24 protein-coding genes and 2 riboswitches are annotated in these 25,259 nt (G+C 37.8%); of the genes, 5 read left to right on the forward strand and 19 right to left on the reverse strand.

The window, feature by feature from the left end:
- Positions 1-19: 19 nt before the first annotated feature.
- Both kdpA and ACIQXQ_RS19910 read right to left on the reverse strand, forming a co-directional pair.
- Entirely contained in the window at positions 20-1,693 is a 1,674-nt protein-coding gene (gene kdpA / locus ACIQXQ_RS19905; protein ID WP_402959649.1) for a potassium-transporting ATPase subunit KdpA, read from the reverse strand.
- A gap of 25 nt (positions 1,694-1,718) precedes the next feature.
- Entirely contained in the window at positions 1,719-1,793 is a 75-nt protein-coding gene (locus tag ACIQXQ_RS19910) for a potassium-transporting ATPase subunit F (protein ID WP_402873169.1), read from the reverse strand.
- Between the two features lie 493 nt (positions 1,794-2,286).
- Positions 2,287-2,427: riboswitch (cyclic di-AMP (ydaO/yuaA leader) on the reverse strand.
- 246 nt (positions 2,428-2,673) lie between these two features.
- On the opposite strand from ACIQXQ_RS19910, the gene ACIQXQ_RS19915 reads away from it, so the two are divergent.
- Positions 2,674-3,048 (forward strand): Na-translocating system protein MpsC family protein, encoded by a 375-nt coding sequence (locus ACIQXQ_RS19915; RefSeq protein ID WP_402872487.1) that lies wholly within the window; start codon positions 2,674-2,676, stop codon positions 3,046-3,048.
- A gap of 289 nt (positions 3,049-3,337) precedes the next feature.
- On the opposite strand, the gene ACIQXQ_RS19920 is transcribed toward ACIQXQ_RS19915, so the two are convergent.
- Entirely contained in the window at positions 3,338-4,531 is a 1,194-nt protein-coding gene (locus ACIQXQ_RS19920) for a NupC/NupG family nucleoside CNT transporter (RefSeq protein WP_402959651.1), read from the reverse strand.
- Positions 4,532-4,719: 188 nt separating this feature from the next.
- A riboswitch (purine riboswitch) is annotated at positions 4,720-4,821 on the reverse strand.
- Positions 4,822-5,293: 472 nt separating this feature from the next.
- Between ACIQXQ_RS19920 and ACIQXQ_RS19925 the strand changes: the two genes are divergently transcribed.
- On the forward strand, positions 5,294-6,478 hold the full coding sequence (locus tag ACIQXQ_RS19925; protein ID WP_402872482.1) for a C40 family peptidase: 1,185 nt from the start codon (positions 5,294-5,296) through the stop codon (positions 6,476-6,478).
- Positions 6,479-6,780: 302 nt separating this feature from the next.
- Positions 6,781-7,701: an HNH endonuclease gene (locus ACIQXQ_RS19930; RefSeq protein ID WP_402959653.1), complete on the forward strand. Its 921-nt coding sequence runs from the start codon at positions 6,781-6,783 to the stop codon at positions 7,699-7,701.
- Positions 7,702-8,041: 340 nt separating this feature from the next.
- Here the strand turns inward: ACIQXQ_RS19930 and ACIQXQ_RS19935 are convergent, their stop codons facing one another.
- From ACIQXQ_RS19935 to pxpA, 9 genes are all read right to left on the reverse strand, one after another.
- A complete protein-coding gene (locus tag ACIQXQ_RS19935; RefSeq protein ID WP_402872476.1) occupies positions 8,042-8,932 on the reverse strand; it encodes a R2-like ligand-binding oxidase in 891 nt (296 codons plus the stop codon).
- A gap of 28 nt (positions 8,933-8,960) precedes the next feature.
- On the reverse strand, positions 8,961-10,499 hold the full coding sequence (locus tag ACIQXQ_RS19940; RefSeq protein WP_402959655.1) for a class I adenylate-forming enzyme family protein: 1,539 nt from the start codon (positions 10,497-10,499) through the stop codon (positions 8,961-8,963).
- A 534-nt stretch (positions 10,500-11,033) separates the two neighbouring features.
- Positions 11,034-11,942, reverse strand: a complete 909-nt coding sequence (locus ACIQXQ_RS19945; protein ID WP_402959657.1) for a DMT family transporter — start codon at positions 11,940-11,942, stop codon at positions 11,034-11,036.
- Between the two features lie 38 nt (positions 11,943-11,980).
- Positions 11,981-12,736: an IclR family transcriptional regulator gene (locus ACIQXQ_RS19950; protein ID WP_402959659.1), complete on the reverse strand. Its 756-nt coding sequence runs from the start codon at positions 12,734-12,736 to the stop codon at positions 11,981-11,983.
- 169 nt (positions 12,737-12,905) lie between these two features.
- A complete protein-coding gene (locus tag ACIQXQ_RS19955; protein WP_402959661.1) occupies positions 12,906-13,892 on the reverse strand; it encodes a 5-oxoprolinase subunit C family protein in 987 nt (328 codons plus the stop codon).
- Positions 13,889-14,647, reverse strand: a complete 759-nt coding sequence (pxpB, locus tag ACIQXQ_RS19960; RefSeq protein ID WP_402959664.1) for a 5-oxoprolinase subunit PxpB — start codon at positions 14,645-14,647, stop codon at positions 13,889-13,891. Before pxpB ends, ACIQXQ_RS19955 begins: the two co-directional genes overlap by 4 nt.
- A 22-nt stretch (positions 14,648-14,669) precedes the next feature.
- Positions 14,670-15,461, reverse strand: a complete 792-nt coding sequence (locus tag ACIQXQ_RS19965; RefSeq protein WP_402959667.1) for a putative hydro-lyase — start codon at positions 15,459-15,461, stop codon at positions 14,670-14,672.
- 48 nt (positions 15,462-15,509) lie between these two features.
- Positions 15,510-16,649, reverse strand: a complete 1,140-nt coding sequence (locus ACIQXQ_RS19970; RefSeq protein ID WP_402873167.1) for an NRAMP family divalent metal transporter — start codon at positions 16,647-16,649, stop codon at positions 15,510-15,512.
- Between the two features lie 114 nt (positions 16,650-16,763).
- A complete protein-coding gene (gene pxpA / locus ACIQXQ_RS19975; protein ID WP_402959669.1) occupies positions 16,764-17,522 on the reverse strand; it encodes a 5-oxoprolinase subunit PxpA in 759 nt (252 codons plus the stop codon).
- Between the two features lie 453 nt (positions 17,523-17,975).
- Here pxpA and ACIQXQ_RS19980 point away from each other — a divergent pair, with 453 nt between their 5' ends.
- The gene (locus ACIQXQ_RS19980; protein ID WP_402959687.1) at positions 17,976-18,989 is read left to right on the forward strand and encodes an IS1595 family transposase; all 1,014 of its coding nucleotides are present in this window, start codon (positions 17,976-17,978) and stop codon (positions 18,987-18,989) included.
- Positions 18,990-19,388: 399 nt separating this feature from the next.
- On the opposite strand, the gene ACIQXQ_RS19985 is transcribed toward ACIQXQ_RS19980, so the two are convergent.
- The 5 genes from ACIQXQ_RS19985 to ACIQXQ_RS20005 form a co-directional block, all read right to left on the reverse strand.
- A complete protein-coding gene (locus tag ACIQXQ_RS19985; protein ID WP_402959671.1) occupies positions 19,389-19,796 on the reverse strand; it encodes a hypothetical protein in 408 nt (135 codons plus the stop codon).
- Positions 19,797-19,809: 13 nt separating this feature from the next.
- Positions 19,810-20,007, reverse strand: coding sequence for a helix-turn-helix transcriptional regulator (locus ACIQXQ_RS19990; RefSeq protein WP_402959673.1), 198 nt, complete (start codon positions 20,005-20,007; stop codon positions 19,810-19,812).
- 299 nt (positions 20,008-20,306) lie between these two features.
- Complete coding sequence (locus ACIQXQ_RS19995; protein ID WP_402959675.1) at positions 20,307-21,095, reverse strand: ABC transporter permease subunit; 789 nt, start codon at positions 21,093-21,095, stop codon at positions 20,307-20,309.
- Entirely contained in the window at positions 21,092-21,997 is a 906-nt protein-coding gene (locus tag ACIQXQ_RS20000; RefSeq protein ID WP_402959677.1) for an ABC transporter ATP-binding protein, read from the reverse strand. The genes ACIQXQ_RS19995 and ACIQXQ_RS20000 overlap by 4 nt, the downstream gene beginning before the upstream one ends.
- The gene (locus tag ACIQXQ_RS20005; RefSeq protein ID WP_402959679.1) at positions 21,994-22,233 is read right to left on the reverse strand and encodes a PLD nuclease N-terminal domain-containing protein; all 240 of its coding nucleotides are present in this window, start codon (positions 22,231-22,233) and stop codon (positions 21,994-21,996) included. The genes ACIQXQ_RS20000 and ACIQXQ_RS20005 overlap by 4 nt, the downstream gene beginning before the upstream one ends.
- A 146-nt stretch (positions 22,234-22,379) precedes the next feature.
- Between ACIQXQ_RS20005 and ACIQXQ_RS20010 the strand changes: the two genes are divergently transcribed.
- Positions 22,380-22,919: a helix-turn-helix domain-containing protein gene (locus ACIQXQ_RS20010; RefSeq protein ID WP_402959681.1), complete on the forward strand. Its 540-nt coding sequence runs from the start codon at positions 22,380-22,382 to the stop codon at positions 22,917-22,919.
- 166 nt (positions 22,920-23,085) lie between these two features.
- Here ACIQXQ_RS20010 and mscL read toward each other — a convergent pair whose 3' ends face one another.
- Positions 23,086-23,478, reverse strand: a complete 393-nt coding sequence (gene mscL / locus ACIQXQ_RS20015; protein ID WP_402959683.1) for a large conductance mechanosensitive channel protein MscL — start codon at positions 23,476-23,478, stop codon at positions 23,086-23,088.
- A gap of 137 nt (positions 23,479-23,615) precedes the next feature.
- Positions 23,616-25,085 carry an MFS transporter gene (locus ACIQXQ_RS20020; protein WP_402959685.1) on the reverse strand — a complete coding sequence of 490 codons (1,470 nt, stop codon included), beginning with the start codon at positions 25,083-25,085 and terminating at the stop codon, positions 23,616-23,618.
- Positions 25,086-25,259 lie beyond the last annotated feature (174 nt).

Here is a 25,259-nt window from a genome sequence, read left to right on the forward strand (position 1 = left end):
TACTACTCCTCTTCATCGTTTATCTAATCGTTAACCATTCTGCGACAGGTCCTAGGGTAATCACTGGGAAGAAAGTCAAAGCTCCAATAATTAAAACCGTACATAAAAGAATGACAAGGAATGTAGGATTATCTGTTTTAAATGTACCCATCGTCTCTGGGACACGTTTTTTTGCAAGTAATGATCCAGCAACAGCAATCATGGCTATCATGGAAAAATAACGGCCAAACAACATGACCAAACCTGTGGAAATGTTCCAAAAAGGTGTATTATCCCCTAAGCCCTCGAAACCAGAACCGTTATTGGCTGCAGCTGAAGTAAACTCATATACAATTTGAGAGAGCCCATGGAAACCTGGATTTGAAATGGCCGATGTCCCCATCTGTGCCGTTAGTGCAATAGCAGATGGTACCAAAATGATTAACGGATGTAGAAGGATCGTCATGGCTATTAATTTCATTTCCGGCCCTTCAATTTTCTTACCTAAAAACTCTGGCGTACGCCCGACCATCAGTCCAGCAATGAATACAGCCAATATGGAATACATAAGAATGTTCATCGTGCCTACCCCATCACCGCCAAATACACAGTTCAGCATCATCATGGCCAGTGGCGCTATACTACCGAGCGGTGTCAGCGTATCATGCATATTATTAACTGAACCTGTAGTGGCAGCTGTAGTCACCGTTGTAAATAGGGCACTCTGAGCCATCCCAAATCGGACTTCTTTCCCCTCTAAGTTTCCACTCTCTTGTGAAAGGCCTATTGCCTCCAATCGGGGATTGCCATTTTGTTCACTAGCGTAATTCACACTTTGGAAAACAAGCATCATGAGTCCCATTGCTGAAAATAAGATCCATCCTTGTTTGTTATTTTTCGCCATATATCCGAATGTTAATGGAAGGGCAGCAGGAATGAGAAACATCGATAAAATCTCTAATACATTCGTAAATCCATTAGGGTTCTCAAATGGATGCGCCGAGTTGACACCGAAGAATCCACCGCCGTTTGTGCCAAGGTGCTTTATTGACTCCAATGCAGCCACAGGTCCTCTTGCAATATGTTGGGTGGCTCCCTCTAACGTAGTAGCCATTACCGTAGAACCAAGGGTCTGTGGTACCCCCTGGGATACCAGAACCAAACTGACAAAAATGGAGAGAGGCAGTAGCACCCGAGTGATCGAACGAATTAAATCTACATAAAAGTTCCCTAAACTCCTCTGACCGGTCAAACCCCTGAAAAAAGCGATGCATAAGGAAAGACCGGTTGCTGGTGTCGTGAACATCAAGAAGATGATGACAATCATTTGTGATAAATACGAAAGTCCGGATTCTCCGCTATAGTGCTGTAAATTGGTATTAGTAAGAAAACTTGCTGCCGTATTGAATGCCAATGACGGATCCATGTTGGCTATCCCACTTGGATTACCCGGTAAAACTCCCTGAAGCCGTACAATCATGTATGAGATGACAAACATGACTAAGTTACTTAGGAGTAATGCCTGTGCATATTGCTTCCAATTCATATCAAATGTCTTAATACCAGATATTTTAAAAATGCCTCGTTCTAACCACCCGAACATACGATCTTGCCTTGTGGTTTCAAGGGAATATACTGCCGCTAAATATTGGGCCAATGGTATGGCTAGGATCACTACCAAAAACAACACCACAATGATTTGTAAAAAATCCATTTACATTTCCTCCGTTATCGTTCTATTAATATTTCTCTGGGTATAATAAAGCGTGAATTAAATACACGGTAACCGCTGGGACAATAAGAATGAATAACATGTTCTACTCCTCTCCTTTTTTCGTTATAACTTTGTTACAAAAATGAATGAATCCATAGAAAAGTAAAAAGGGTGTACCCATTAGAAAGATAGTTATAGCATCCATCCGAACCTTCCTTTCACTTTTTTAAAAATCTTTACAATTTACCTCCTTCACGATTAGTAGAGAAATTGGTGCCAAAAGAACACAAAAAATAGACCAATGCTTACCCCTTCTCCAATAGTCCGCATTGCATGGCTATCCTAGTTTCAATAGTGAAAAAAATGATTCACAATCCAAACAAGAATATTTGCAAAAGCAAACAGTATTAGTGGAGAAAAAGTACTCATTGGTCTACTTATCGCCCAGCAAGCTTTTCAGCGCTCTTTGCGATCTGTCTTCCAAGAAACCTTTTCATGTAATTATAGGCATAATAAAAAGACCTACTGAAATGACAGGTTGCTATTTTGCTACAAACACAACAAAAAAGCCTCCTGGATCAAGGTGGTCTTATGACCTCCTTCGCTTTAGCCGACGAAGTTAGCTGACGGGTAGGATGGCGAAAGAGTTCACATCCCTTCTGCAAAAGCAGAATTAACCCCATAAATAATGGGTCCTCCGTTCTCAATTACTTGAGATTTGGCCGATATCAAATTGTTATTGATGAGCATATTCTACGCTCATCAGCAAACCTTTGTAAACCCCATTAAAATTCCATATATTCGCAAATAGATTCATATTCGACCATATACTTCTGTTTTTCTATATAAAAGTATTATTTACTCATTAATCCTATATATTTCTAATATTTTAATATATATACAAACTTGTATTGACAAAAACTTGAATCCGGCATTATGATGAATCCCATATACGATCGATGAAAAAAATCGGAGGCATTATGTTAAACCAAAAAAAGAAAATTGAAGCCGAAATTAGTGCAGCATTCATTAAATTCCAGCGTGATTTAATAGGCAGAGGACCACAAGAAGTTAAAACCTACATTATTAATGACATGCTGATCACTCGTTTTAAAGGAGTCTTGACTGTCGAAGAAAAACACCTCGTCAGTCAGGATTCTGGAAAGAAGCTTGTAAAAAAAATGCGCTCTCTTCTACGTGAAATGTACAGTCAGGATTATGAAAAAATTGTCGAGGATCTAACAGGTTGTAAAGTCCTTTCTTCACACAGTGACATTAGTACCAAAACGGGAGAACGGATTGAAGTTTTCATAGTTGATAAGGATTTGGAGAAATACCTAGAAAATCTAAAATGAGTGGGGTGATTTAGTTGACATCGACTCAATTGGAAGAGCAGAAACATGGACAAAATTTCTGCTCTTCATGCTTTTATTATGACAACTCTATTGTATTTCACGCCTTCACCTTATCGGAAACGTGACTATTAATTTCTCTTTATACTCATGTAAAAAAAGCAATCCCTTAATCTTACCGATTAAGGGATTAACATCATTTATACCTAAAAATCACTTGGCTAATTTATTCTTCATTCACGTATTATCGCCACAATATTTAAGGTGATCTAGTAAACTATAAGACACAGCGTTACCAAACAAACAATCCAACAATCATGGCACTTAGCATGGAGACTGCCATTCCACTAAGCAATAGCTTCCACACATTTCTTCCAATGATACTCGATTTTTCCTCGTCTAGAATCGAATTGAACGTTCCGTAAATCATGCCGACTGTACTAAAATTCGCAAATGAGGTCAGGTACGTAACGACCACAGCTACTGTATGCGGGGCCAAACCGCTGATCTGTGTTTTCAAGTCGAGCAAGGCTACGAATTCATTCGTTGCCAGTTTGATTCCCATCAATTGAGCAACATACATCGTATCATCCCAGTTTAATCCAAACAAGAAAGCGAATGGGCTAAAGATGACAGAAAAGATTTTTTGGATTGTTAACCCATCTACCGCAAGCCCTAAAATACCGTTAAGGCTAGCCGTTAATGCGACATAGCCGATTACCATGGCCATAATGACGATCACCATCTTGACTCCAACTAGCATACTGTTTGAAATGGTTGAAAAGAAGTCTTTACGTTCCTCTTTTGTAGGAATATATACGACATCTTCCTCTTTACTGACAGTAACAGGATTTAACATATTGGCTATAAGTAAGGCATTTAAACAATTCAATGGAATAGCGACGAATACAAATTCAGCCGGAACCATGGATAAATACGCACCTATAATCGAACCGCTTATACTGCTCATACTCATAATTCCAAAGGTCAGCAAACGCTGATCCTTTAAAGAACTTAATTGCATCCTGATAACAGCGAGAGCCTCCGTATTCCCAAGAAACATCATCTGGATAGAAAAGAAGCTCTCCAATTTCGGTAATCCTGACACTTTCGAAATGAGCCAACCGACTTTGTCTATTATCCAGGTCAGGATGCCGAAATACGATAGAATATCAAAAAACGTAATAATGAAGATGATCGGCATCAACGCACTGAAAAAGAAATCCACTTGTTCGTTTGCCATAACAGAAGGAAAAACGAAAGAGATTCCTTCATTAGCACATGCAATCAACCAGGTGAAGAAAGTAGCAATCTGTTTAATGACCCATGTTCCGATGGTGGTCGACAACATGAACCATGTAATAATCAATTCAATGCCAAGCAACGTAAGAATGATTTTCCACTTCACGTTTTTTCTATTAGGTGAGCACAAGTATACGATACCCATGACAACCAATACCCCTAGAATATTCAATAAGAAATACATACGGCACCCTCTTCCTTTATCTTTTACTGTTGAATGCATACATAAAAAAGCCCTTATTTTTCATGCTTTCGGCCACTGGACAGAAAGCATGAAAAATAAGAGCCTCTTCAAAAAAACAAAGTAATAGTGGGACCTTCTGCAAGAATCACAAAGTGACTTACAAAATGCTACCTATAACTGTTTCATCTCTTTTATTCATGCTTCCCTGTAGTCCGGCTTTTTATGGCAGCCAGGTAGAAACTATCAGACCTTATCACTGATATTATACAAGGATATTTATATGATGATGATTCGTAGTAATGGGTATTATTCTAAATGAAAGTATTAACTATTACAATATGCTTTAAAATAGTCGGAATCATTCTACTACTATACTCTTTTCAGACAATTTATGGCGAAGTATATCGTTTAAAATATATAAGGCCATCTTGTATATTGTGTTACATTTTACCTTTTCAAAATTGCAATGTAGCAATCAATCCATTTAAGGGTACCTTTAACAAAAATAAATCATTGACTTGCAATATATATATTTTCTAAATTATTGAAACCTTATAGGTAATAGGGTTCACCCTTCACTTGCTCACATCAACATTCCGACACTTCGTAACATCCCTGTAATATAAGCAATGATAATTTAATGTTTAAATCAGAATTTTTTTCTATTTTTAATATTTTATTGGGTTAATTGCCTTATAATATTATTGCGCTATAAAAATAGTGCAATAATATTATAGAATATCAGGAGGAATCTTCCTTTTTATGAATAGTTCAAAAAAATCTTTCATTATCGCGGGTTCTATCATAGGTACCCTATTTGCCAGCAATTCAGCTTATGCTAGTACATACCATGTAAAATCAGGTGATAGTCTATATAAAATTGCTAAAGCAAATCATACAACCGTTCAAAAATTAAAATCGCAAAATAAACTTTCTAATAACCTTATCTTCCCTGGACAAGTGTTAAAGATAAATGAATCCACGGTGAAAAGTACAACTTCAACAAAGAAACATGTGGTTAAACTTGGGGATACGTTAAGTGGAATTGCTAAAAAATATAATCTTTCGCTAAATGCATTATTGAAGTTGAACCCTACCATTTCCAATTCGGACCGAATTCGTATTGGACAATCCATCATTGTTTCTGGAAAAGCTACTTCAACTAGTGCTACTGCTGCAAAAAGCAGTTCAACCAGTACATATAAGGTTAAGTCAGGAGACAGTCTCTCCAAAATTGCAAGCAAAAATAAAACGACCGTCAAAGCTATACTTTCATTAAATCCTAGCATCAAAAATGCTAATACTTTACGTATTGGACAGTCCATAAAACTTTCTGGAAAAGCCACTACATCTAGTGCAACCAGTACAGCAAACAAATCGGGCAGTACATATAAAGTTAAGTCTGGGGACAGTCTCTCCAAAATTGCAAGTAAAAATAAAACGACCGTCAAAGCTATACTTTCATTAAATCCTAGCATCAAAAATGCTAATACTTTACGTATTGGACAGACTATTAAACTTTCTGGAAAGGCAACTACAGCTGCTACAAAGACTGTGTCTTCTGCCTCTTCTGAAGTGGACCGCGTTTTAAACGCCGCTAAAAAATACTTAGGGGCCAAGTATCAATATGCTGCAAGCACATCGCGCACTGATGCCTTTGATTGCTCATCATTTACCATGAAAGCATTCCAAGCAGCAGGGATCTCCTTGCCTCGCACATCAACTGGCCAAGCTCAAATGGGAGTACCTGTTTCTTCATATTCATTGAAAAAGGGTGATTTGGTGTTTTATGATACTAATCATGATGGAGTGATTAATCACGTAGGAATTTATGCGGGGAATAATCAAATGATTAATGCTTCAACTTCCAAAGGTGTATCGTATGCAAACATCAACGGTTCATACTGGAAACCTCTTTTCGTAAAAGCCGTTCGAATTCTTAACTAATGATTTGAATGCCATTAAGCGCATTACAGAAAACCAACTAGAGTAAGCATCAAACACTGTAACTGTTTGATGTTTACTCTTTTTTTACTTCAGATTAGTATATCCCCGCTCTATACATTACATTAGAATGGGTTTCCCAGGATGAGTTCTTTCACCCCGCATACATACTTCGTCATTTGACACGTTATCGTTACATTTCTAAAATAATTAAGGTATGATAAGTTACATAGAATATGTCCAAAGAGTAAGCAAACCAGCTCTTTCATTTAAATCGCATATCGTAGCAAGTAGGAGGAAAGACGTTGAATAGTTTTATTGTCATGCAAGGTACTACTTATCAAGAAGAAAAACATTTAGGGATCATCTGGTCCCCTCAAATCGATAAATCCGGTTTAGTACCTCACTCATCTAAACTGATGCAAGAAGTTAAAAGTGGCGATCGGATTTTCCATTACGTAAAGGGATCGATTGTCGCGATAAGTATTGTAAAGAAGGGATGTCAAGAAGATAATAAACCTCAAAAAATTCGAAATCATACTAGATGGACAGATAATGGTTATCTAGTTGAAACCGAGTATCGTGAATTGGAGGTCCCCCTGAATATACGTGAATACTTTGACGGTATTGCTCCATATCTTCCTATTAAATATTCAGCATTCCAGGAGGATGCAACCGGCAATTCAGGATACCTATATCCTTGTAATGAAGAACTTACACTAAAACTTTTAGAATATATGAGTATGCTTAACATCTTCAATTCGGACGAAGATCAATTAGAACTCTCTGTCGATGAAGTCATTGCTAAAGAGCGGAATCCGCTACAAGCACTTCTTGCTGAAACAGAATCGGAAGCCAAAATGAACATTCGCTGTGGCCAAAAAAAATTCAGAAAATCGGTTATGCCTCTTTGGAATCATAAATGCCCGCTATGTGGAATAGAAATGGATGCCCTGCTAAAGAGTAGTCACTCTAAACCATGGAAGGACAGCACCGATGATGAGCGCCTTAACCCGTATAATGGATTATTATTATGCTTCAATCATGATGCCTTGTACGAAAAAGGCCTTATCTCCTTTGACGGTCAAGGCAGACTACATATTTCTAATCAGATTCCTGAAGAAGAATATGAGACGTACCAGCTAAGAAAGGGCATAAAAATCCCCCTTCATCCTGATAATAAACCATACTTTAAATGGCATAAGAGAAATGTATTCGTTGATTGAATACACTATTATAAGTTAACCACAGGAAAAGCCCTGTAAAATAAGCCACTCTTATTTACAGGGCTTTTTTTAATAATATTCTACCGAGATGTATGGAACAATAAGACGTTTAAGTCATTCATCCTCCTTAGTCCGTTTGTTCCTTCTTTTTCATATCTGCTTCATTTCTCTATCCTATCTTAGAAACATTAGGCTAACTATTACTACTGCCACCATAGATTGGGACTTACCTATATTTAGATTGCACCCAAGCCAGGCCGTACAAAAAAGCCCAGCCATTCCTTGAAATGGTTGAGCTTTTCTTATGAACCCATATCGACCCTAATATTTGTTTTACTTATCAATAAACACCAACATCACTTTCGGTCGTTTTGTAAATGTCTTCGATTTTCTTCCCTCTAGCTCGTGACAAAATTTCCATTCTGACTTTTAGCTGTTTCATAGCAAAATTCACGAATTCGTCGGGTTCATTATTGAACGCTTCCAGGTCAGGTTCTTGAAAGCCTTCATCTATAATCTTGAATGCCAAAGGAGTAAGCTCCTCCATTCGTTTCATGACGACATCATCATATATATGTGGATGTTCGCAAATCAATCGTTGCAACAGAAATGTTCCATACCCTATATGGCGAGATTCGTCTCTTTTCAAGTTACCGACTCCCTCAAGTAAACCAGGCATTAATTTCGATGTTTCCAAAGACTTATAGAATGAAAAATAACCAGTTTCAGCTAGAACCCCTTCGACAAACATGTTATATACAGTGGCTGCATCGGCAATGGCCTCTGGTGACTGATCTGTAATCAGACGCTCCATGGCAGTAGGTAATATAACATGGAAAACTTGCTTGTACGTGTCAGTTAACAAAGGGTTCAGTTCACCTTTTTCACCTATAGCATCCAAAACCGTCCTGAAGAATTCTGTATGCTTCGCTTCTTCAAATAGGAAAGTGGTCAGATACATCTCCTCTTCAATCCGTCCATCTTTTGCTATTGCCATGATGAGCGGTAATAAATCGAGGGTAACGGCTTCTTCTCCGGCCTGAAATTGCGAAAGTAGTCGAAGGATGCTATTTTTTTGTCCTATCGATAAAATCCCCCAGTCCTCAGCATCCTTTGTATAATCAATGGTAGCGGGATTCCATGTTCCCACCTTTTTTGCTTTTTGATATAAGCGATATGGAAATGAATCTATCATTAAGCCTCTTGAAGTTGCGGTAATGGTTTTTCTCATCATTGAAAACCCCTCTCAAGATTGGAAATCATCCTTTTTTAGAATCTGTTAAATCCATCACATTTACCATTTTTCTTAAATGGGTCTTTAAAATCTTTCCTACTCCATTTCGTGGCAAACTATCTAAAAATATGATTCTCTTTGGCGTTTTATGTTTGGCAAGGTTGTCCTGACAATAAAGAATCAATTCTTCTTCCAATACGCACGAGGACGGGTCTTTCACAACACAGGCAACTAATTCCTCACCCATTCTCTCGTCTGGTACACCAACAACCGCAACTTCTGAAATGCCTGAATGCTTACTAAGGATTTCTTCCAAATCTCTAGAATAAATATTAAATCCTCCCCGAATGATAAGATCTTTTTTTCTATCGACAATGTATAGATATCCTTCATCATCCAAGCGTCCTAGATCTCCGGTATATAACCAGCCTTCCTTTACAGTACGATCGGTTTCTTCATCATTCCGGAAATAGCCAGGTGTCACATTATCTCCACGGACAAGTAATTCACCGATTTCTCCTCTTGGAACCTCTTCGTTCTTTTCATTCACAATCTTTATTGTTACCCCTGGTATCGGAATCCCCACGGATCCTGGTTTAATCGGGCGATTTTTAGTATGTGCCGTTACGATAGGAGCCGCTTCAGATAATCCGTATCCTTCAAACACCTTAGCACCGAATTTTTGTTCAAATGCATTCAGTAATGCTATAGGCAAGGGTGCAGATCCAGAACTTACTGATTCCAAACTGCTTGTGTCATAGTTACCGGCTGTGGGGAAAGCTACCAAAGCATGAATCATGGCAGGGACTACAGAAAACGCTCTTACTTTATGGGTTTCAATCGCTGCCAATACTTCTTTCGGTTCGAAGCGCGGGAATACTACAATGGAACTTCCCACTATGTAGCATGTATGAGAAATGGTAAGCCCAAACACATGTGCAAGCGGAAGAATTCCAAGTGTTGTTCCACGTTCTACATTAGAGTGTTTTACTGAGTTTTCTGCATTGGAACACAGATTTCTATGAGTTAGCTTGACTCCTTTTGGATTCCCGGTTGTTCCTGACGTGTAAAGGATGACAGCCGTATCCTCAGGCATCGCTTCAATCAACTTCTCATCACGATCAGGTGATGGGGACAGATAATCATAGAAATTCTGGGCTTGTTCGGTAGTAGGTGCATCAACTACAAGTACGGATGGCCGCTTATCCATTAACTCAATCGCCTGTCCAATATTATCAAGAAGTAAAGAAGAGGTAATAATCAACTTGGCTCCGCAATTATCGGCAATAAAGGCGATTTCCTTTGGATGTAAAGTATACATGACAGGTACAATTACCGCTCCCGCCCTTGTGATTCCCTGATAGGCAAATAACACTTCCGGGGAATTCGGCATAATGACGATTACCCGTTCTCCGTTATCCACTCCATGATCTCGCAATCCATTGGCGAGCTGATTGGCATAGTTCATGGTTTCTACATTTGTATACTGTTTGCCTCCGGAGAATATAAGAGGATATTCACCGAACTCTCGAATGTTCTTATCAAGTAATTCTGAAAGCTTCATACCTGCACCCCCTGCAATGATATTGAGACCAAGCGATTCTCGGTGCTTTTTCATTCTAGATGTACTGTATCCCCAGTCAGTCAAGATAACCATGAAGCCAGGAAAAAAGAATTTAACCTTCTCCCTATGCTATGGCAGCAATTTGTGACAAATGCCCTCGATATCACTTTATTCGGTAAAATCTCTTTTACTATAGAAATCATCCATAGTCTTTAATTGGTTGGGATAACGCTCATAATTTCTCACACTTAAAATTTTCAAAAAAGGAAGCGTTTACATTATGTTGCGACTAGAATAGCACGTTTCCGAATCATGCCCACATTTGAACATTCATGATTTTTGCCTATGAATCTTTTTCTTTTATCTAAACTAACCATAAAATAAAAGGTATATTTTTACAATAGGTAAAATCATTTATAATTTGGTTTTTAGATGAAATAGGGTAAACGAGGTGGATAAAGCAGGTTTGACCATAACGCCTTTATACCTACATTAACTAGTCCCCTAACGCAAAAATAAAAGGCAGAAATGTTGTTAAACCACATTTTCGCCTTTTACTTTTGCAATTTTCGATGCACCTTTTCGATTAATTAAATAGATGCTAAGTAAGATGAGGACCATGCCTTCAAGGAGGGATATAGTAAATGGTTCACCTAAGAATATGGTTCCTATCCCTACAGCGATTAAAGGAACAAGAAATGTAAAAGATCCGACTTTGCTTGCTTCGCCAGAACTCATTAACTTGAAATACACTGCGGTAGCTAATGCCATACTAAAGATTGATCCGAAAATCAAACAGGATATGTACGTTGAATTCCACTCAATATTCGATGCATTTTCTACTGCTAAACCACTGCCTGTCAGAAACAAACCACCAATGATGCTTTGCATCGCCACCAGCCAAAGTCCATGCACTTGTGTACTGGTCTTCTTTACATAGACCACACCGAATGCCCAACCAATTGCAGTAATAAGTGCTAGTATAATACCAACATAAGAGATTTCACCGGAAATCCCATCCAGACATACAAGCACCACCCCCGTAAAACCGATCATCAACCCCATGATTTTAATGGCGGATAATGGTTCTTTCAACCATTTCCAAGCTATTAACACGACTAAAACCGGCTGAAGATAAACGATGACCGAAAACAACCCCGAAGGTAAATATTGAAGGCCAATCGTCTGGACACCATTGAATATGATTGTATTGAAAAATGCAACAATTACATAGATGTACCAATTTTTCTTCCACTGAATTTTCTTCCATTGAGGAAGAAGGGTTAAGGCTAATAACAGTCCACCTAATAATGTACGCATTCCTGCATAAAGCAGTGGTGGTGAATAATCGAGTGCCACTTTATAGACCGGCCAACATAGTCCCCATATGATCACAACGAAAGCGATGCTTATCGCTGTTACTGGTCGAGAGAGTGATTTCATTCTCTATTCCCCCTACTGAAGGTCTTGGCTACATGAAACTATGAAGTTTTACATCCCAATTTCCAAGAAATCTGTTTAGCTGCATTCGTTACTTTTTCAATTAATTCTGGTAAACGATCTTCTTTAAATCGTGCTTCGATACCCGCTACACTAATACCGGCGACAATTTGATTATCCCCATTAAGTATGGGTGCACTAACGGATTTTGTATAATTTTCAAGTTCAGAAGAAGTGATCGTATACCCGTTTTTCTTCGCCTCATCCAAAGCCTGACGAAGGATTGTTTTATCATTGATCGTTCCTATGGCCATTGACTTTAATTCTACCTTTTCTATATACGATTCCCGATCTTCTTCAGGTAAATAGGCAAGGATGATTCTAGAATCCCCTGCATAAAGTGGTGAGCGCCTACCAATGGAGGTATATAGGCGTACAGGCTGCTTCGTATCAACTTTTTCTATATACATCGCTTCGTCTGCATCCCTGATAATGAGATTCACAGCCTCTTCAACGTCATCCCGAAGTTCTTTCATAATGGGGTAGGCGATTTTCCTAATATCTAAACGTTCACTTACTAGTTGACCAAGCTGTAAGAAAATAAGGCCTAATGAATAATAGCCATCATCATCTTTTGTTAAAAATCCCATTTCTTCTAATGACACGACCATACGATGCAAGGAGGTTTTGGGTAGGTTGGAATAATCCATCATTTCGTTAAATGACAGTTTGGGATGATTCAGGAAAAGAGTAAGAATTTGCATGGATTTGACTACCGTTTTATTATGAGCTTGCATACAATGTCCCCATTCTTATTTTAAGTATCATTTATTCATTGGAAGCGTTTTGTTCACCTCTCCCATATTTCATTATAAATGATGGAAAAAAATAAGTAGAGGCCCATTCCCAAAAGAATGTCTTAAGTAAGACGTTCATGGTAATTGAACCTTTCCCTACATTAATGCTTTATTTAAACCCCTTCAGAGCTAATGCAATCGAAGTCTTCAATTCTTTTAGAAGTTGTTCCTTTTGAAGATATGAATGTTCCGCATCTCTTAAAGTAACCATAGCAAACTGAATGGAATCCCCTGGTTTGACTTGTCCGATGAATGGGATATCAGCCGTAATGACTTGAGCAATTTTGGGGTATCCCCCGGTTGTTTGGCTATCCGCTAGTAAGATGATAGGATTACCATCCGGTGGAACTTGAATGGAACCATTTGTTACCGCCTCTGACAACAGCTCCCGCTTTTCCTTTAATTCAAGCGAAGGCCCTGAAATTCGATACCCCATCCTGTCAGACTGGTTGGATACTTTAAATAACTCTTGTTCGAATTGAACTTTACTGGACTCCGTAAAAAATTCGTATTGGCTTCCATTTATAACTCGGATAACGGGCTTATTTTCGGGCATAAAATCTTTTTCGTCAACAAACCATTTGACTGTTGAGAATACGTTTAACCCGTACTTCGCATGATGAGGAGAAGCTTCATTAAAATCTAGCACATCATCCACTTGTAAGGCCCTTCCCTTATATCCGCCCATTCCTGCCCTTAAATAGGTACTTTTGCTATTCATGATGGAGGGAATGGAGTATCCACCCGCAACAGATAAATATGCGCGACAGCCTGATCGACATCCCGAGAATGCAAGAACCGCTCCTTTTTTCACAAAAACAGGTCTCCACATCGGCACGGCTTCTCCATTAATGGTCGGTGATAAATTGCCGCCCGTTATTGCAATTAAACAATCTTTTTCTATTATAAGAGTCGGTCCCAATAAGGTGATTTCCAGGGCGGCCTCTCCTTCTTCATTGCCAACCAACATATTGGCAATGCGAAGAGAGTAAGGATCCATGGCACCGCTTACGATCACTCCGTGCTGCTGAAATCCTTTTCTTCCAAGGTCCTGGATGCTTGTTAACAATCCTGGTTTCAAGACACGCATACTCATTTTAACTCCTCCTTACGAGCAATTTCTTTATACTCCACAGAAGAAATGGGAATGAACTTCACCTTATCTCCTGCTTGTAATAAGCTCGGCGGTGATTCATTAGGGAGAAATAAAGTAGATGGTGTTTGGCCAATTAATTGCCATCCCCCTGGTGTTGAGATGGGATATACACCCGTTTGCATTCCTGCAATTCCAACGGCACCTTTTGGTATGTTCATTCTAGGTGACCTCCTCCTAGACGTCGCGATTTTTTCAGAAAGCCCACCCAAAAATGGAAAACCTGGTGCAAAACCAATCATATAAGCTAAGTATTCTCCACTGGAATGGATATGAATGACTTCATCTGTGGTTAAATGATTGAATCGGGCAACATGCTCCAGATCCGGTCCAAATTCCCCTCCATAACAAACAGGCAGACAAATCGTCCGTTGGTCCAGGGCTTTATCCTTCTTCACCCGCTTTAATTTTGCTTCGATGAATGTCCGAACGACTGCATATGGGGAAATGCTTGCCTCTTTACTTTTTTGCTTTTGTTCGTTATAAATCATCAACGCATCATAATAGACCGTCAAGTTTGTAAAAGCCGGTACACATTCTATGAAACCTATAAATGGTTCTTCTTCAAGCATGTCCTTGAATATTTTTATTTTTTTATGAACGTTACCCTTCATTTCATTTCCAAATGTAATCACGATTGCGGAATCGCCTAATGGAGACAGTACAACATTTGTATTACTTGAAAGCTTCTCCGGCATAGAACTCATCTCTTTCCTTTTATTATAAAACACCCAACTTTTCATCCCGGATATCTGTTATGAACATATGTCCTGGTGCATGCGTAATCATAATGGCTGGTTTTGTTTCCATCGCGATGGATTGAGGCGTCACGCCACATGCCCAGAAAACCGGTACTTCCCCATCATGAATGGTTACCGCATCGCCAAAATCCGGTTGATCAATAGAGGCGATGCCAATCGCCTCTGGGTTTCCAACATGGATTGGTCCACCATGTACGGCAGGAAAACGTGAGGTAACCTGAGTAGCTCGAACGACATCCTTTTGAGGAATCGGACGCATGCTTACTACCATTTCCCCATGGAAAATCCCTGCTTCTATACAAGGAATGTTCGTTTTATACATAGGAACATTGCAGTCTTCCTCAATATGACGAATCGAAATATCATTGTTCAACAAAGCATGTTCGAAAGTGAAGCTGCAACCGATTAGGAATCCCACCATATCATCTTCCCAATAATCCGAAATATCCGTCACTTCTTCTACCCATTCACCGTATTTATAAATGCGATATTTAGGGATATCTGTCCGGATATCTCCTGCTTGAGCAGCGAACTTAGGAACAGGAGAACCTATTTCAGTTACATCCAGTAATGGACAAGACTTAGGGTTACGTTGACAAAATAACAAAAAATCGAATGCATGCTCCTTTTTTAAGATAGCTAGGTTTGCTTGGGCATAACCATTTGCCATCCCAGCAGTCGGTTTGGTCCATTCATTATTACGGATCATGGAGCGTAACTCTGCAGGGCTCGCTTTGGAAAAATCAATCATATTAGACATCTCCTATGTAATTGGATTTTGCTCTTTTATTGAATGCTATTAAAATAGTGATGGTAGTTGGGTAATTAATGTATACCCACCCATTAATGCCATAACAACGACAACGAACACACCGGAAATCGTTAGCCACAATGGATGTTTATAGTCACCTACAATATTCTTCCTATAAGCGGCGATTAATAGTGTTCCAAGAGCTATCGGTAAAATGAGGCCGTTAATTGCCCCTACCACAAGGAGTACTTTAACCGGTTTACCTATTAATAAAAAGCAAATGGTGGAAAGAAGGATAAAGCCAATAATAATCCAATTCGCTTTTTTCTCTATCCTTTGGCTGAATGTTCTGATAAATGAAACGGAGGTATAAGCAGCACCTACTACTGATGTTATGGCAGCTCCCCACATAACAACACCAAAAATTTTATAGCCAGCATTTCCAGCGGCAAGTTGAAATACGGATGCTGCGGGGTTTTCAGAATCAATTTGTAAACCTTTTGAAACAACGCCCAAGACAGCTAGAAATAAAGCAATTCTCATAACGGTGGTAATTAAAATGCCTACTACGGAACTTTTCGTAACTTCTGGAAGGGCACCGACACCTTTGACTCCCGCATCTAATAGACGATGTCCACCTGCAAATGTAATATAACCACCCACAGATCCCCCAACTAACGTAACGATTGCAATAATATCTATCTTATCGGGAGCAAATGTCTTCACTACCGCTTCCCCTACTGGAGGAGAGGTTGTCCATGCTACGTAAACCATCAAGCAGATCATTACAAAGCCAGCTATCTGGGTAAACCGATCCATGGCTTTTCCTGCTTCTTTCACCACAAAAATTAAAACAGCAATGACTGCGCTAATGGCAGCTCCAGTTGTTGGAGACATCCCTGTCATCGCATTTAAACCAAGTCCAGCTCCAGCGATATTCCCTATATTAAATGCGAGTCCCCCCAGAACGATGAGAGCCGCTAGAACGTAACCTAGCCCAGGAAGAACCATATTAGCAATCTCTTGTCCTCTTTTTTCAGAAACAGCAATAATCCGCCACACATTTGTTTGAGCAAAAATATCGAGAATAACAGAAATAAGAATGACGAATCCAAAACTTGCTGCCAGACTTTGAGTATAAACCGTTGTTTGCATTAAAAATCCTGGTCCAATAGCTGACGTTGCCATAAGGAATGCTGCACCCAACAATAAAGTCTTATTGGTCTTTGGCTTATTTGAAATTTTATGTACCGATGTATTTTTGATTGGCTCCAATAGAATCTACCTCCTAGATGTTTGTTATTAAGTGAAGGAACTAACTGTAATTTCAGACAGTTCTAGCGATTTTTTAACATGACTCGCAAAGCTTAGTGCGTGAGTTCCATCTCCATGTATACAAATCGTATCTGCCTTAATTGCTACTTCCGTTCCTTGCTGGGACAGGACCTTTCCTTCCTTAACCATGGTAATGACTTGAGCTACAGCTTCATCCTCACTTTCAATTAATGCATTCTTTTCCCTTCGAGATGTCAATGAGCCATCATCTTGATACGTACGATCGGCAAACACTTCACTAGCAGTCCGTAAACCAATAGATTGACCAGCACGTATCAATTCACTTCCCGACAAACCGAATAATATTAGTTGTGGATTAATTTTATATACGGCTTCTGCAATGGCAAGTGACAAATCTTTGTTTTGAGCCGCCATATTATAGAGTGCCCCGTGTGGTTTGACATGCTGCATCCGGCCTCCTTCAGATTGCAAGAAACCATTCAATGCACCCATCTGATACACCACAATATCATAAGCTTCCTGAGGGGAAATATTAATATTCCGTCGCCCAAATCCCATTAAATCTTGTAAACCAGGATGGGCACCGATCTTTACATCCTTTTCCAAAGCTAACTGAACTGTTTTTCTCATGACTGATGGGTCACCAGCGTGAAAACCGCACGCAACATTCACTGAAGTAACGTAATTTAAAATTTCTTCATCATTTCCCATTCGATAGGCCCCAAAGCTTTCTCCTAAATCACAATTCAAATCAACTGTATGCATGATTATTCCTCCATTTCAACTATAATTCCATTACGCTTCTCATAGATTGATAGTTTGTAAGCCAATTAATACAATTCCGAAATTCGGAATGCCAGTTTCACATTTCGGAATTTTCTAAATTGTATCATTTGTTTTTCAATTACACAATATACTTGTTAGATTACCTAACATTATGAAATGTTGAGATATGGAAAACATCACCCATTTTAATAGGTAGTTTTTCCTGAACGTTTAAATCCTTAATGACCCCGTTCTCATAAATGATTCTTGGTATGAGCTATCCGTTACTTCTTCACCCTTCTGACTTTGATCCCATCTATACACCTGAATAATTCCATAGTACTATTAAAAATATTTTTTTTATTTCAAAAAGGCTATGTTCGTATAATTTGTTGCTGAGGATACCATACTGTTATAATAATTGAACTTATTATGACAGGAGCAATTCTATTGATGTGGCTAGATATGTATGAACAATTTTCAGACCTTACCAAAGATGAACAGTTAAAGCTTTTCTTTGCTATGAAGGAAGATTTGTTCCCAGATTCTAAGACCAATATTTCAAACAAGATTGTGGGAATTCGGGAGAAACGTTTTTCTAATGGATTAGCCTGTGTACATTGCGGGAGTATGTCTGTTAAAAGAAATGGTACATATAAAGCTCGTCAACGTTATCTATGTAAAGATTGTGGAAAGTCGTTTAACGATATGACCGCCAGCCCTTTGTCTGGTACTAAATATCCTCATAAATGGCTTAAATACATAGAAATGATGGTGGACGGTTGTTCATTAAGAGCTATCGCTAAAGAATTAAAAATCCACCTTAGTACCGCCTTTTATTGGAGACATAAGGTACTGTTTGCCTTGCAATCAATTGGTCATCAGAAACTTTTAGGTGTAGTTGAAAGGGACGAAACCTTTTTCTTGGAGAGTGATAAAGGGAAGAAGAATCTTACTCATCGTAAACCTCGAAAAAGAGGCGGTTCTGCTTCTAAAAGAGGTATATCTAAAGAACAAATATGTGTGGTTGTTGCTTACGATAGAAACGGTCAAATCCTCTCTGAAGTTGCTGGTAAAGGGCGAATAACAGCATTTGATATAGATAATGTACTAGGTGATTATTTAGATGATTCTGCTTTGCTATGCACAGATACGGCAACGAACTATAAGAAATTTGCGGCTATGAAAGGGTTAAAACACGAAGCTATTAATGCACGTAAAAAGGAATATGTTCGGAAAAATATTTATCACATCCAGCACGTTAATAGCTATCATCGTCGATTAAAAGATTGGATGTTCCGTTTTAATGGTGTAGCAACAAAATACCTAAACGGTTATTTGATATGGCATCGTTTCTTAGAATTAAACAAAAAGATTCCCTCTAAAGAAAATACAGATGAAATGTTGTTGAACGCCTGTAAAAAGGCAAATTTCACCACTGTAATTGATATTAGGAATTTTAAATGATGTATTTTACTAATATGCCTTATTTCACTATCGGAGCAGTTTAGTTTAACAAGCCATTGAGATAGTGAGAAAATAATAAAGGACTAGCAAATAAAATCATCTGCTAATCCTTTTTTTTTTTAGTTAACTTATTCCATAATTTTCGTATACTGAGTAAAACAACAGAGAGTATACTTGTTCTAAATAAAAAAATAATAGTTGTAATCACGATTAATGGCAGAACATCTTTAAATGTTAATTTTTCTAATCGAGATAAATCGAAGTCTTTTAGAGAAAAATATAACATAATCAGTGCTGCAATTAATACAAACCATCTCTTATTATTAGGACTTTTATTATTCATAATCAATCACCTCTCACCGAATTTATTAATAAACTTAGTATTATTTGTATCGTTCTTCAATATTTTGATTTTAAGAACACATAGGTTACCCAATATATAATTAATTGACCACACAGAACCGTTAAGATTACTTGGGCAATTTCTGCTTTTCCTATTATGTGTAAGACAATACCAACAATCGCTTCTAGTAAAATAGAATTATAAAAAGCGGTAGAACGAGCTTTATTAGCAAGAAATTGATTGCGCTCATCATTATTTGCTACTGTTATTTTTTTAGCATACTCATCATTATTTTTATAACGCGCAATTTGAACTAAACGAAGCCCAGAAATAACGACAAACCCTAACCCCATTCCACTCCAAAAACTATCAATTAACTCCATTAATTCTGCCAATATATATAGTGTAGCTCCTACAACTAAAAGTGCTGTATACCATATTTTTCTGTTTTCTATATTTTTCATCGTGTTCACTCCTTTACTCTTCTTCAAAAATAAATACTTCTTCAATTGTTTTACCGAATAGCTTGGCTATTTGGTAAGCCAAAAGAATAGATGGATTGTACTTTTCATTTTCAAGAGAAATAATCGTCTGACGTGAGACGCTTAACTTCTCAGCCATAATTTGCTGCGTAAAGCCCAATTGTTTTCGTAATTCTGGGATTCTATTTTTCATATTTAACTCCCCTCTCAAATGTAAAGTTAGCTTTACTTATATTATTATATAGCAATCGAAACAAAAGTAAAGTATACTTTACTTTTTTTGAACAACAGAGACAGCATAAAAGATGTCTCTGTTTTACCATTAGCAACAATATTTTAGAACAGAGCCTTCAAAAAAGAACAAATTAAAAAACTCCAGGAAAACAACTCCCAGAGTATTAGGTATTAAAAAAACAGAGATAGAACGTATATAGGATGTTACTTTAAGAACCTTTCATTATTAGTCAATCTTCATTGCAGATTATTCCGTATTTATTCATGATTAAACTTTTTTTTGTCAATCCAATAAATCATGACAAAGAGTATCAGGAAAATCCAAAGTAGAGTAACAAGCAGATTTCCTAGCACGTTAGAATTTACTGATTCCACGATTAGCGTTTCCATGGCATGTATACTCATACTAGCAGGATTAAACTGGTCGATTAGTGGACTCAAACCGACGATCAATCTATAACCTATTAGGACTACAATAGAAATCAATGCAATTATCCCTTGACTCGAAAAAATTGTACTAATCATGGTGGTAAAGGCAACAATGAAAAGAATCCAAACAAGGTAAAATAATAATCCACTTATCATCTGTGAAAATGGAACATCTGTAAACAGAAAATTCACGTATAAAAATGAAGTGAGGTATCCAATGGCTACACTAAAAGCCGCTATCAGATAATAGGAAGCAAGCTTTCCAGTGATATATGAAATAACAGACACAGGCCGTGTTAAAATAAAGGATAGCATCCCATTTTCCTTGTCTGATTGAATAATTCCCATCATTGAAATGACAAGTACCATAAGCCCAAGTTGATCAAATTGAGATCCTACCGTACTAGCTAATACTTCCCCTCCTTTTTGATTGGCCAGGTTCGGGTCAATGGTAATTCCCTGACCACCTCCAATTTCTTCCAAAATGGATGGCAAGTAATAAGTGAGCACCGGCTGTGTAGCTCCAAGAAAAATAAAGACAATCGGTAGCCAAACCACTTTATACTCGCGGATCATTTGAACAAATTCCTTTTTTACCAATACAAGAAAGTTATTCATTTCTGTACCACCAGTTTCAAGAAGATTTCTTCTAACGTATCATGATGGATTTCGAATTTAACGATGTCCACATCATGCGCGATTGCATTCTCCAGTATCATTTTTTTGTTTTCCTCTATATTTTCAACGTTTATTTTCACTTTATGTCCGATGACATCTACTCCATTCACATAGGGTAATTTCTTTACGACATCAATCCACATTTGATCTTTTGCTGCAATTTCGATATAGACCTTATTTTCACTGTGGCGGTTTATTAATTCGGTATTTGTCGTATCTTCAATTTTTGTGCCGTTTTTTATAATGACAAATCGTTCGCATATTTCTTCCGCGTCACTCAAAATATGGGTTGATAATAAAATGGTTGTCTCCTTTTTGATTTCCTCAATCAGGTTTAACACTTCTCTTCGGCCGATCGGATCTAATGCGGATACCGGTTCATCCATGACAATAAGCGAAGGCTTGTGCAGTAATGCTTGTGCGATCCCAAGTCGTTGTTTCATTCCTCCTGAGAATGTACCAACCTTTGAGTTTCCTTCGCCAATTAGGCCGACTTTCCCCAAAATATCCGGTATCGAATGTGATAATTCTTTTTTATTCAAACCTGATAGTTTTCCCATAAACGTAAGGGTCTCATTCGCTGACATCCAATGAAAAAAGTTAGGGTACTGTGGTAAGTAACCAATTTCCTTTTTCATTTTTGATATTTTTATACCATTCAACAAGACTTCACCTTTATTTGGATCGATAATATCAGAAATCACTTTAATCAAAGTTGATTTACCAGCACCATTAGGCCCGATTAACCCGACACATTCCCCCGATTGCAATTCCATCGAAAAATGATTTACAGCGATTTTTCCTTTAAATGCTTTCGTCACATTCTTGATTTCTAATTTCATGGTTTCTCCATATCCTTTCGTCCTAATACAAAGTACAAAATGGGTCCAAATGTATTAACAAACAAAATAATCAAAGTCCAAATGAGAACGTTCTCTCTTGTCTTTCTATGTTTATATAAATCAAGTAAGGCAATCGAAACTAATAGGATACCTATTGCGATAACCGGTAATATGATGGGCAGAATGGCCATCATATCAATCTCTTTAAAATCATCTAATCCATAATGCAATTTCATTTCCAACGCTCCTTCCAATTTTCCAATCTCATTATCGTTATTGATAATAACAATGCTAACCTCAAAAGGAATAAATTGCAATACTCATTCTCATTATTTATAATAAGAATTAGATAATTCATAAGTTAATATACAAGGAGAATATAATGATTGATAAAGTAGACGTTTTAATGCATCCCGTAAGAATGAAAATTGCACAGGTGTTGATGAGGAATAAAGACAATGGATTAACCCCATTGGAAATGGTCAAGATCATTAAAAACGTTCCACAAGCGACCCTATATAGACATATACAAACCATGCTAGATTCTGATGTTATCCGAGTGATTAAAGAAAAGAAGGTTAAATCCGTTTCCGAAAAATATTATGCACTCAATGAAATCGAGGCCAGACTTAGTGTGGAAGAATGGAAAAATGTTTCTAGTGAAAAGAAGCTTGATTATTTTTCCTATTATCAATTATCATTGCTGACTCAATATCAAAGTTATCTTAAAAAACTAGAAGAAAAAAAACAACTAGAGGATGGCGCTACCTTTTCTTTAGTAGAATTAAAGATGGATGAGGAAAACTTTACGCTATTTCAAAACGAATTAAATGAATTAATAACTAAATACTATCAGGTTGTAAGCGATGGAATAGATGCTCCCGTTCGGGCAATCGCCGTAACGATTATTCCTGATGCTTAATAATCAGACCAGAAGATTGAAGTGATTACCGTCTATAATTTCTTAAACCCGAAACCTCTATGAACACAAATAAAGAACATGTCTGGAACGAAACTGTTCCAGACATGTTCTTTATCATTCTATTTATTTTCTATATAACCTTACCGTGCTCAGAAAATGAAGAGATTCATCTCCTGTCATCCTCGCGTACATTTTTTTGCAAAAGGTCACGGATATCCTTTAAATATTGTTCAGTTGCTGGTGCTTCCACCACGACCTCTTCTTGCTCTTTTTTTCTAAAAATGGAATTTGCCAACTTCATAAATATGAAAATAGCAAACGCAATAATCAAGAAATCAATCACGGCTTGAATAAACGATCCATATTGAATGACCGCACTTCCCACCGTTATGGACAGTGAAGAAAGATTGATTCCCCCTAGTAAAATCCCAACAATCGGCATGATAATATTTTCAACTAGTGACGAAACGATTTTTCCAAATGCCGCCCCCATCACTACTGCAATAGCCAGATCAAGTACGTTGCCTTTAGCAATAAACTCCCTAAATTCCTTAATCATAATACCTACACCTTTCAATCTATAAGTGCTACAAGTTTATCAGATTTACACGAAAAAATGAACAAGTCTAGAAGCATCAATACAAAAAAGGCATAAGCTAAAGTACGTAAAACAATCCTGCATTCCTTTTTCATTAATCATTTCATACTAAAATCAGAAATTTTCTTGCTCTTTACCCTTTTTCGAATATCGAAAAGGACAACTATAAAAAATCCTGTGAGCACTACACCCGTGAGCATAAACCCTCCAGCGATACCAATCCGTAAAAAACCAAGAACCGATGAACCAACAACCACACCGATAGAGAAAAATGCATAAAAATATCCATAAGCCTGTCCACGTGTTTCAGGCGTCGTGGATTGTATCAAGAGTGTATTAATAGACGGGAATAAACTTGAGAATCCAATCCCGTATAGAATCATTACAAGATATAATGTCAACGTCGTCGTCATTTGCCCAATCAGCATTTGGCTAATGGCTAAAACAGCCACACCAATAAGCATTGTATACACAGGATCTACCCGGTTAAACACTCGATTTGTCGGTAAAATAAATAGGAAAACCGCTACAATTCCAAACATGCTCATTAGTGTACCGGACATCCGGGAACTATAGCCAAGTGCTTCTACATGCAAAGGCAGCAAATAAGCCAATGCCCCTTGGGAAAACATCAAAAAGAACGCACCCATAAATGCTTTTTGTACATCCCGGTTCCAATTGAATGAGACATGCGACGCTTCTCTCTCTTGCTTCTTGACGTGTACTTGACGTAATAAAAAAGAGCAAACAAGTAATAAGACACCGAGTGCGCCTATTACGGTGAAGACATTCGGAACGGATGTTTTACTCGCCATTATTCCACTGAAAGCTGGTCCTATAATGGCAGCAATCCCCACGAATGATCCAGTTACCGCACTCTTACTCCCCTGTTTATCATGCGCAGTTGTATTCGCTAGGAGCGTAAATGCAGCGGGTACAATTAGGCCACCAAAAAAGCCGTGTAGAGATCGAACAATAAGCAAAGTCAGAGGGTCATCAACGAAATGATAAGAAAATAATGATGCACTCGTAGCGGCCAGTCCAAATAACATCATCGAGAGTGGACCAATTTTATCCGTTAATATTCCCGATGCGATATTGCCAAATGAGTTCGTAAAAGAATATAAACCGACCACAATGCCTGCAATAAATGCACTCGCCCCTACTGACTTCGCAAATGTACTCATGACCGGAAGCTGAGCAAATAAGTCTATAAATGAAAAGAATATAATGCTATAGATAATCCATGACATTTGGAAAGGCTTAACAGGGTAGCGATCTTTCACTTTTTTTAAATAAACGTCAAAGATAAAATTCCCAAATGGAATAAAAGCGACAAATACAGCGGCAAGTGACCAACTAATCGACCACTGGATGCGAATAGCTGCATATAGAATGCTTCCAATATACAAAAGGAAAATACCCCCGTGTATACTACCATTAATCGTCACTGCAAGCGGTAAATCAGCAAAATATTTTAGTGGCATAGCAATAAGTAATAACGTCAGTAATGAAATACCATCCAAGATTCCTGCTATGCGTAAATAATCTATAGGTGAACGACGCATTTTAGCTCTCCTTATCATTAAAGTAGTTTCTTTTCTTAATTTATACAGGTATACGGTAATTTTACTATAATCATATCTTAATTAGATTAATATTTGAATAAGAGTGCTTATAGGTTCTATAAAGATACATTTAAAACGAACTACGTATTATTATATTATTAAAATGAAAGGAAT

It is taken from the genome of Peribacillus sp. NPDC097198 (assembly GCF_044762055.1).
In the GTDB taxonomy this organism is placed as follows: domain Bacteria; phylum Bacillota; class Bacilli; order Bacillales; family DSM-1321; genus Peribacillus.

Bases quoted from the DNA above. Each gene is read 5' to 3' on its own strand.
- ACIQXQ_RS19945 (WP_402959657.1), bottom strand. From the start codon at position 11,942: ATGAAATCACTCTCTCGACCAGTAACAGCGATAAGCATCGCTTTCGTT.
- ACIQXQ_RS19970 (WP_402873167.1), bottom strand. From the start codon at position 16,649: ATGGCAACGTCAGCTATTGGACCAGGATTTTTAATGCAAACAACGGTT.
- ACIQXQ_RS19925 (WP_402872482.1), top strand. From the start codon at position 5,294: ATGAATAGTTCAAAAAAATCTTTCATTATCGCGGGTTCTATCATAGGT.
- ACIQXQ_RS19955 (WP_402959661.1), bottom strand. From the start codon at position 13,892: ATGAGTATGCGTGTCTTGAAACCAGGATTGTTAACAAGCATCCAGGAC.
- ACIQXQ_RS19995 (WP_402959675.1), bottom strand. From the start codon at position 21,095: ATGAATAACTTTCTTGTATTGGTAAAAAAGGAATTTGTTCAAATGATC.
- ACIQXQ_RS20000 (WP_402959677.1), bottom strand. From the start codon at position 21,997: ATGAAATTAGAAATCAAGAATGTGACGAAAGCATTTAAAGGAAAAATC.
- ACIQXQ_RS20005 (WP_402959679.1), bottom strand. From the start codon at position 22,233: ATGAAATTGCATTATGGATTAGATGATTTTAAAGAGATTGATATGATG.
- ACIQXQ_RS19985 (WP_402959671.1), bottom strand. From the start codon at position 19,796: ATGAAAAATATAGAAAACAGAAAAATATGGTATACAGCACTTTTAGTT.
- ACIQXQ_RS19920 (WP_402959651.1), bottom strand. From the start codon at position 4,531: ATGTATTTCTTATTGAATATTCTAGGGGTATTGGTTGTCATGGGTATC.
- kdpA (WP_402959649.1), bottom strand. From the start codon at position 1,693: ATGGATTTTTTACAAATCATTGTGGTGTTGTTTTTGGTAGTGATCCTA.
- ACIQXQ_RS19940 (WP_402959655.1), bottom strand. From the start codon at position 10,499: ATGAAGCTTTCAGAATTACTTGATAAGAACATTCGAGAGTTCGGTGAA.
- ACIQXQ_RS19935 (WP_402872476.1), bottom strand. From the start codon at position 8,932: ATGAGAAAAACCATTACCGCAACTTCAAGAGGCTTAATGATAGATTCA.
- pxpB (WP_402959664.1), bottom strand. From the start codon at position 14,647: ATGCCGGAGAAGCTTTCAAGTAATACAAATGTTGTACTGTCTCCATTA.
- ACIQXQ_RS19990 (WP_402959673.1), bottom strand. From the start codon at position 20,007: ATGAAAAATAGAATCCCAGAATTACGAAAACAATTGGGCTTTACGCAG.
- pxpA (WP_402959669.1), bottom strand. From the start codon at position 17,522: ATGCATACAGTTGATTTGAATTGTGATTTAGGAGAAAGCTTTGGGGCC.
- ACIQXQ_RS19950 (WP_402959659.1), bottom strand. From the start codon at position 12,736: ATGCAAGCTCATAATAAAACGGTAGTCAAATCCATGCAAATTCTTACT.
- ACIQXQ_RS19915 (WP_402872487.1), top strand. From the start codon at position 2,674: ATGTTAAACCAAAAAAAGAAAATTGAAGCCGAAATTAGTGCAGCATTC.
- ACIQXQ_RS20020 (WP_402959685.1), bottom strand. From the start codon at position 25,085: ATGCGTCGTTCACCTATAGATTATTTACGCATAGCAGGAATCTTGGAT.
- ACIQXQ_RS19965 (WP_402959667.1), bottom strand. From the start codon at position 15,461: ATGATTGATTTTTCCAAAGCGAGCCCTGCAGAGTTACGCTCCATGATC.
- ACIQXQ_RS19980 (WP_402959687.1), top strand. From the start codon at position 17,976: ATGTGGCTAGATATGTATGAACAATTTTCAGACCTTACCAAAGATGAA.
- ACIQXQ_RS20010 (WP_402959681.1), top strand. From the start codon at position 22,380: ATGATTGATAAAGTAGACGTTTTAATGCATCCCGTAAGAATGAAAATT.
- mscL (WP_402959683.1), bottom strand. From the start codon at position 23,478: ATGATTAAGGAATTTAGGGAGTTTATTGCTAAAGGCAACGTACTTGAT.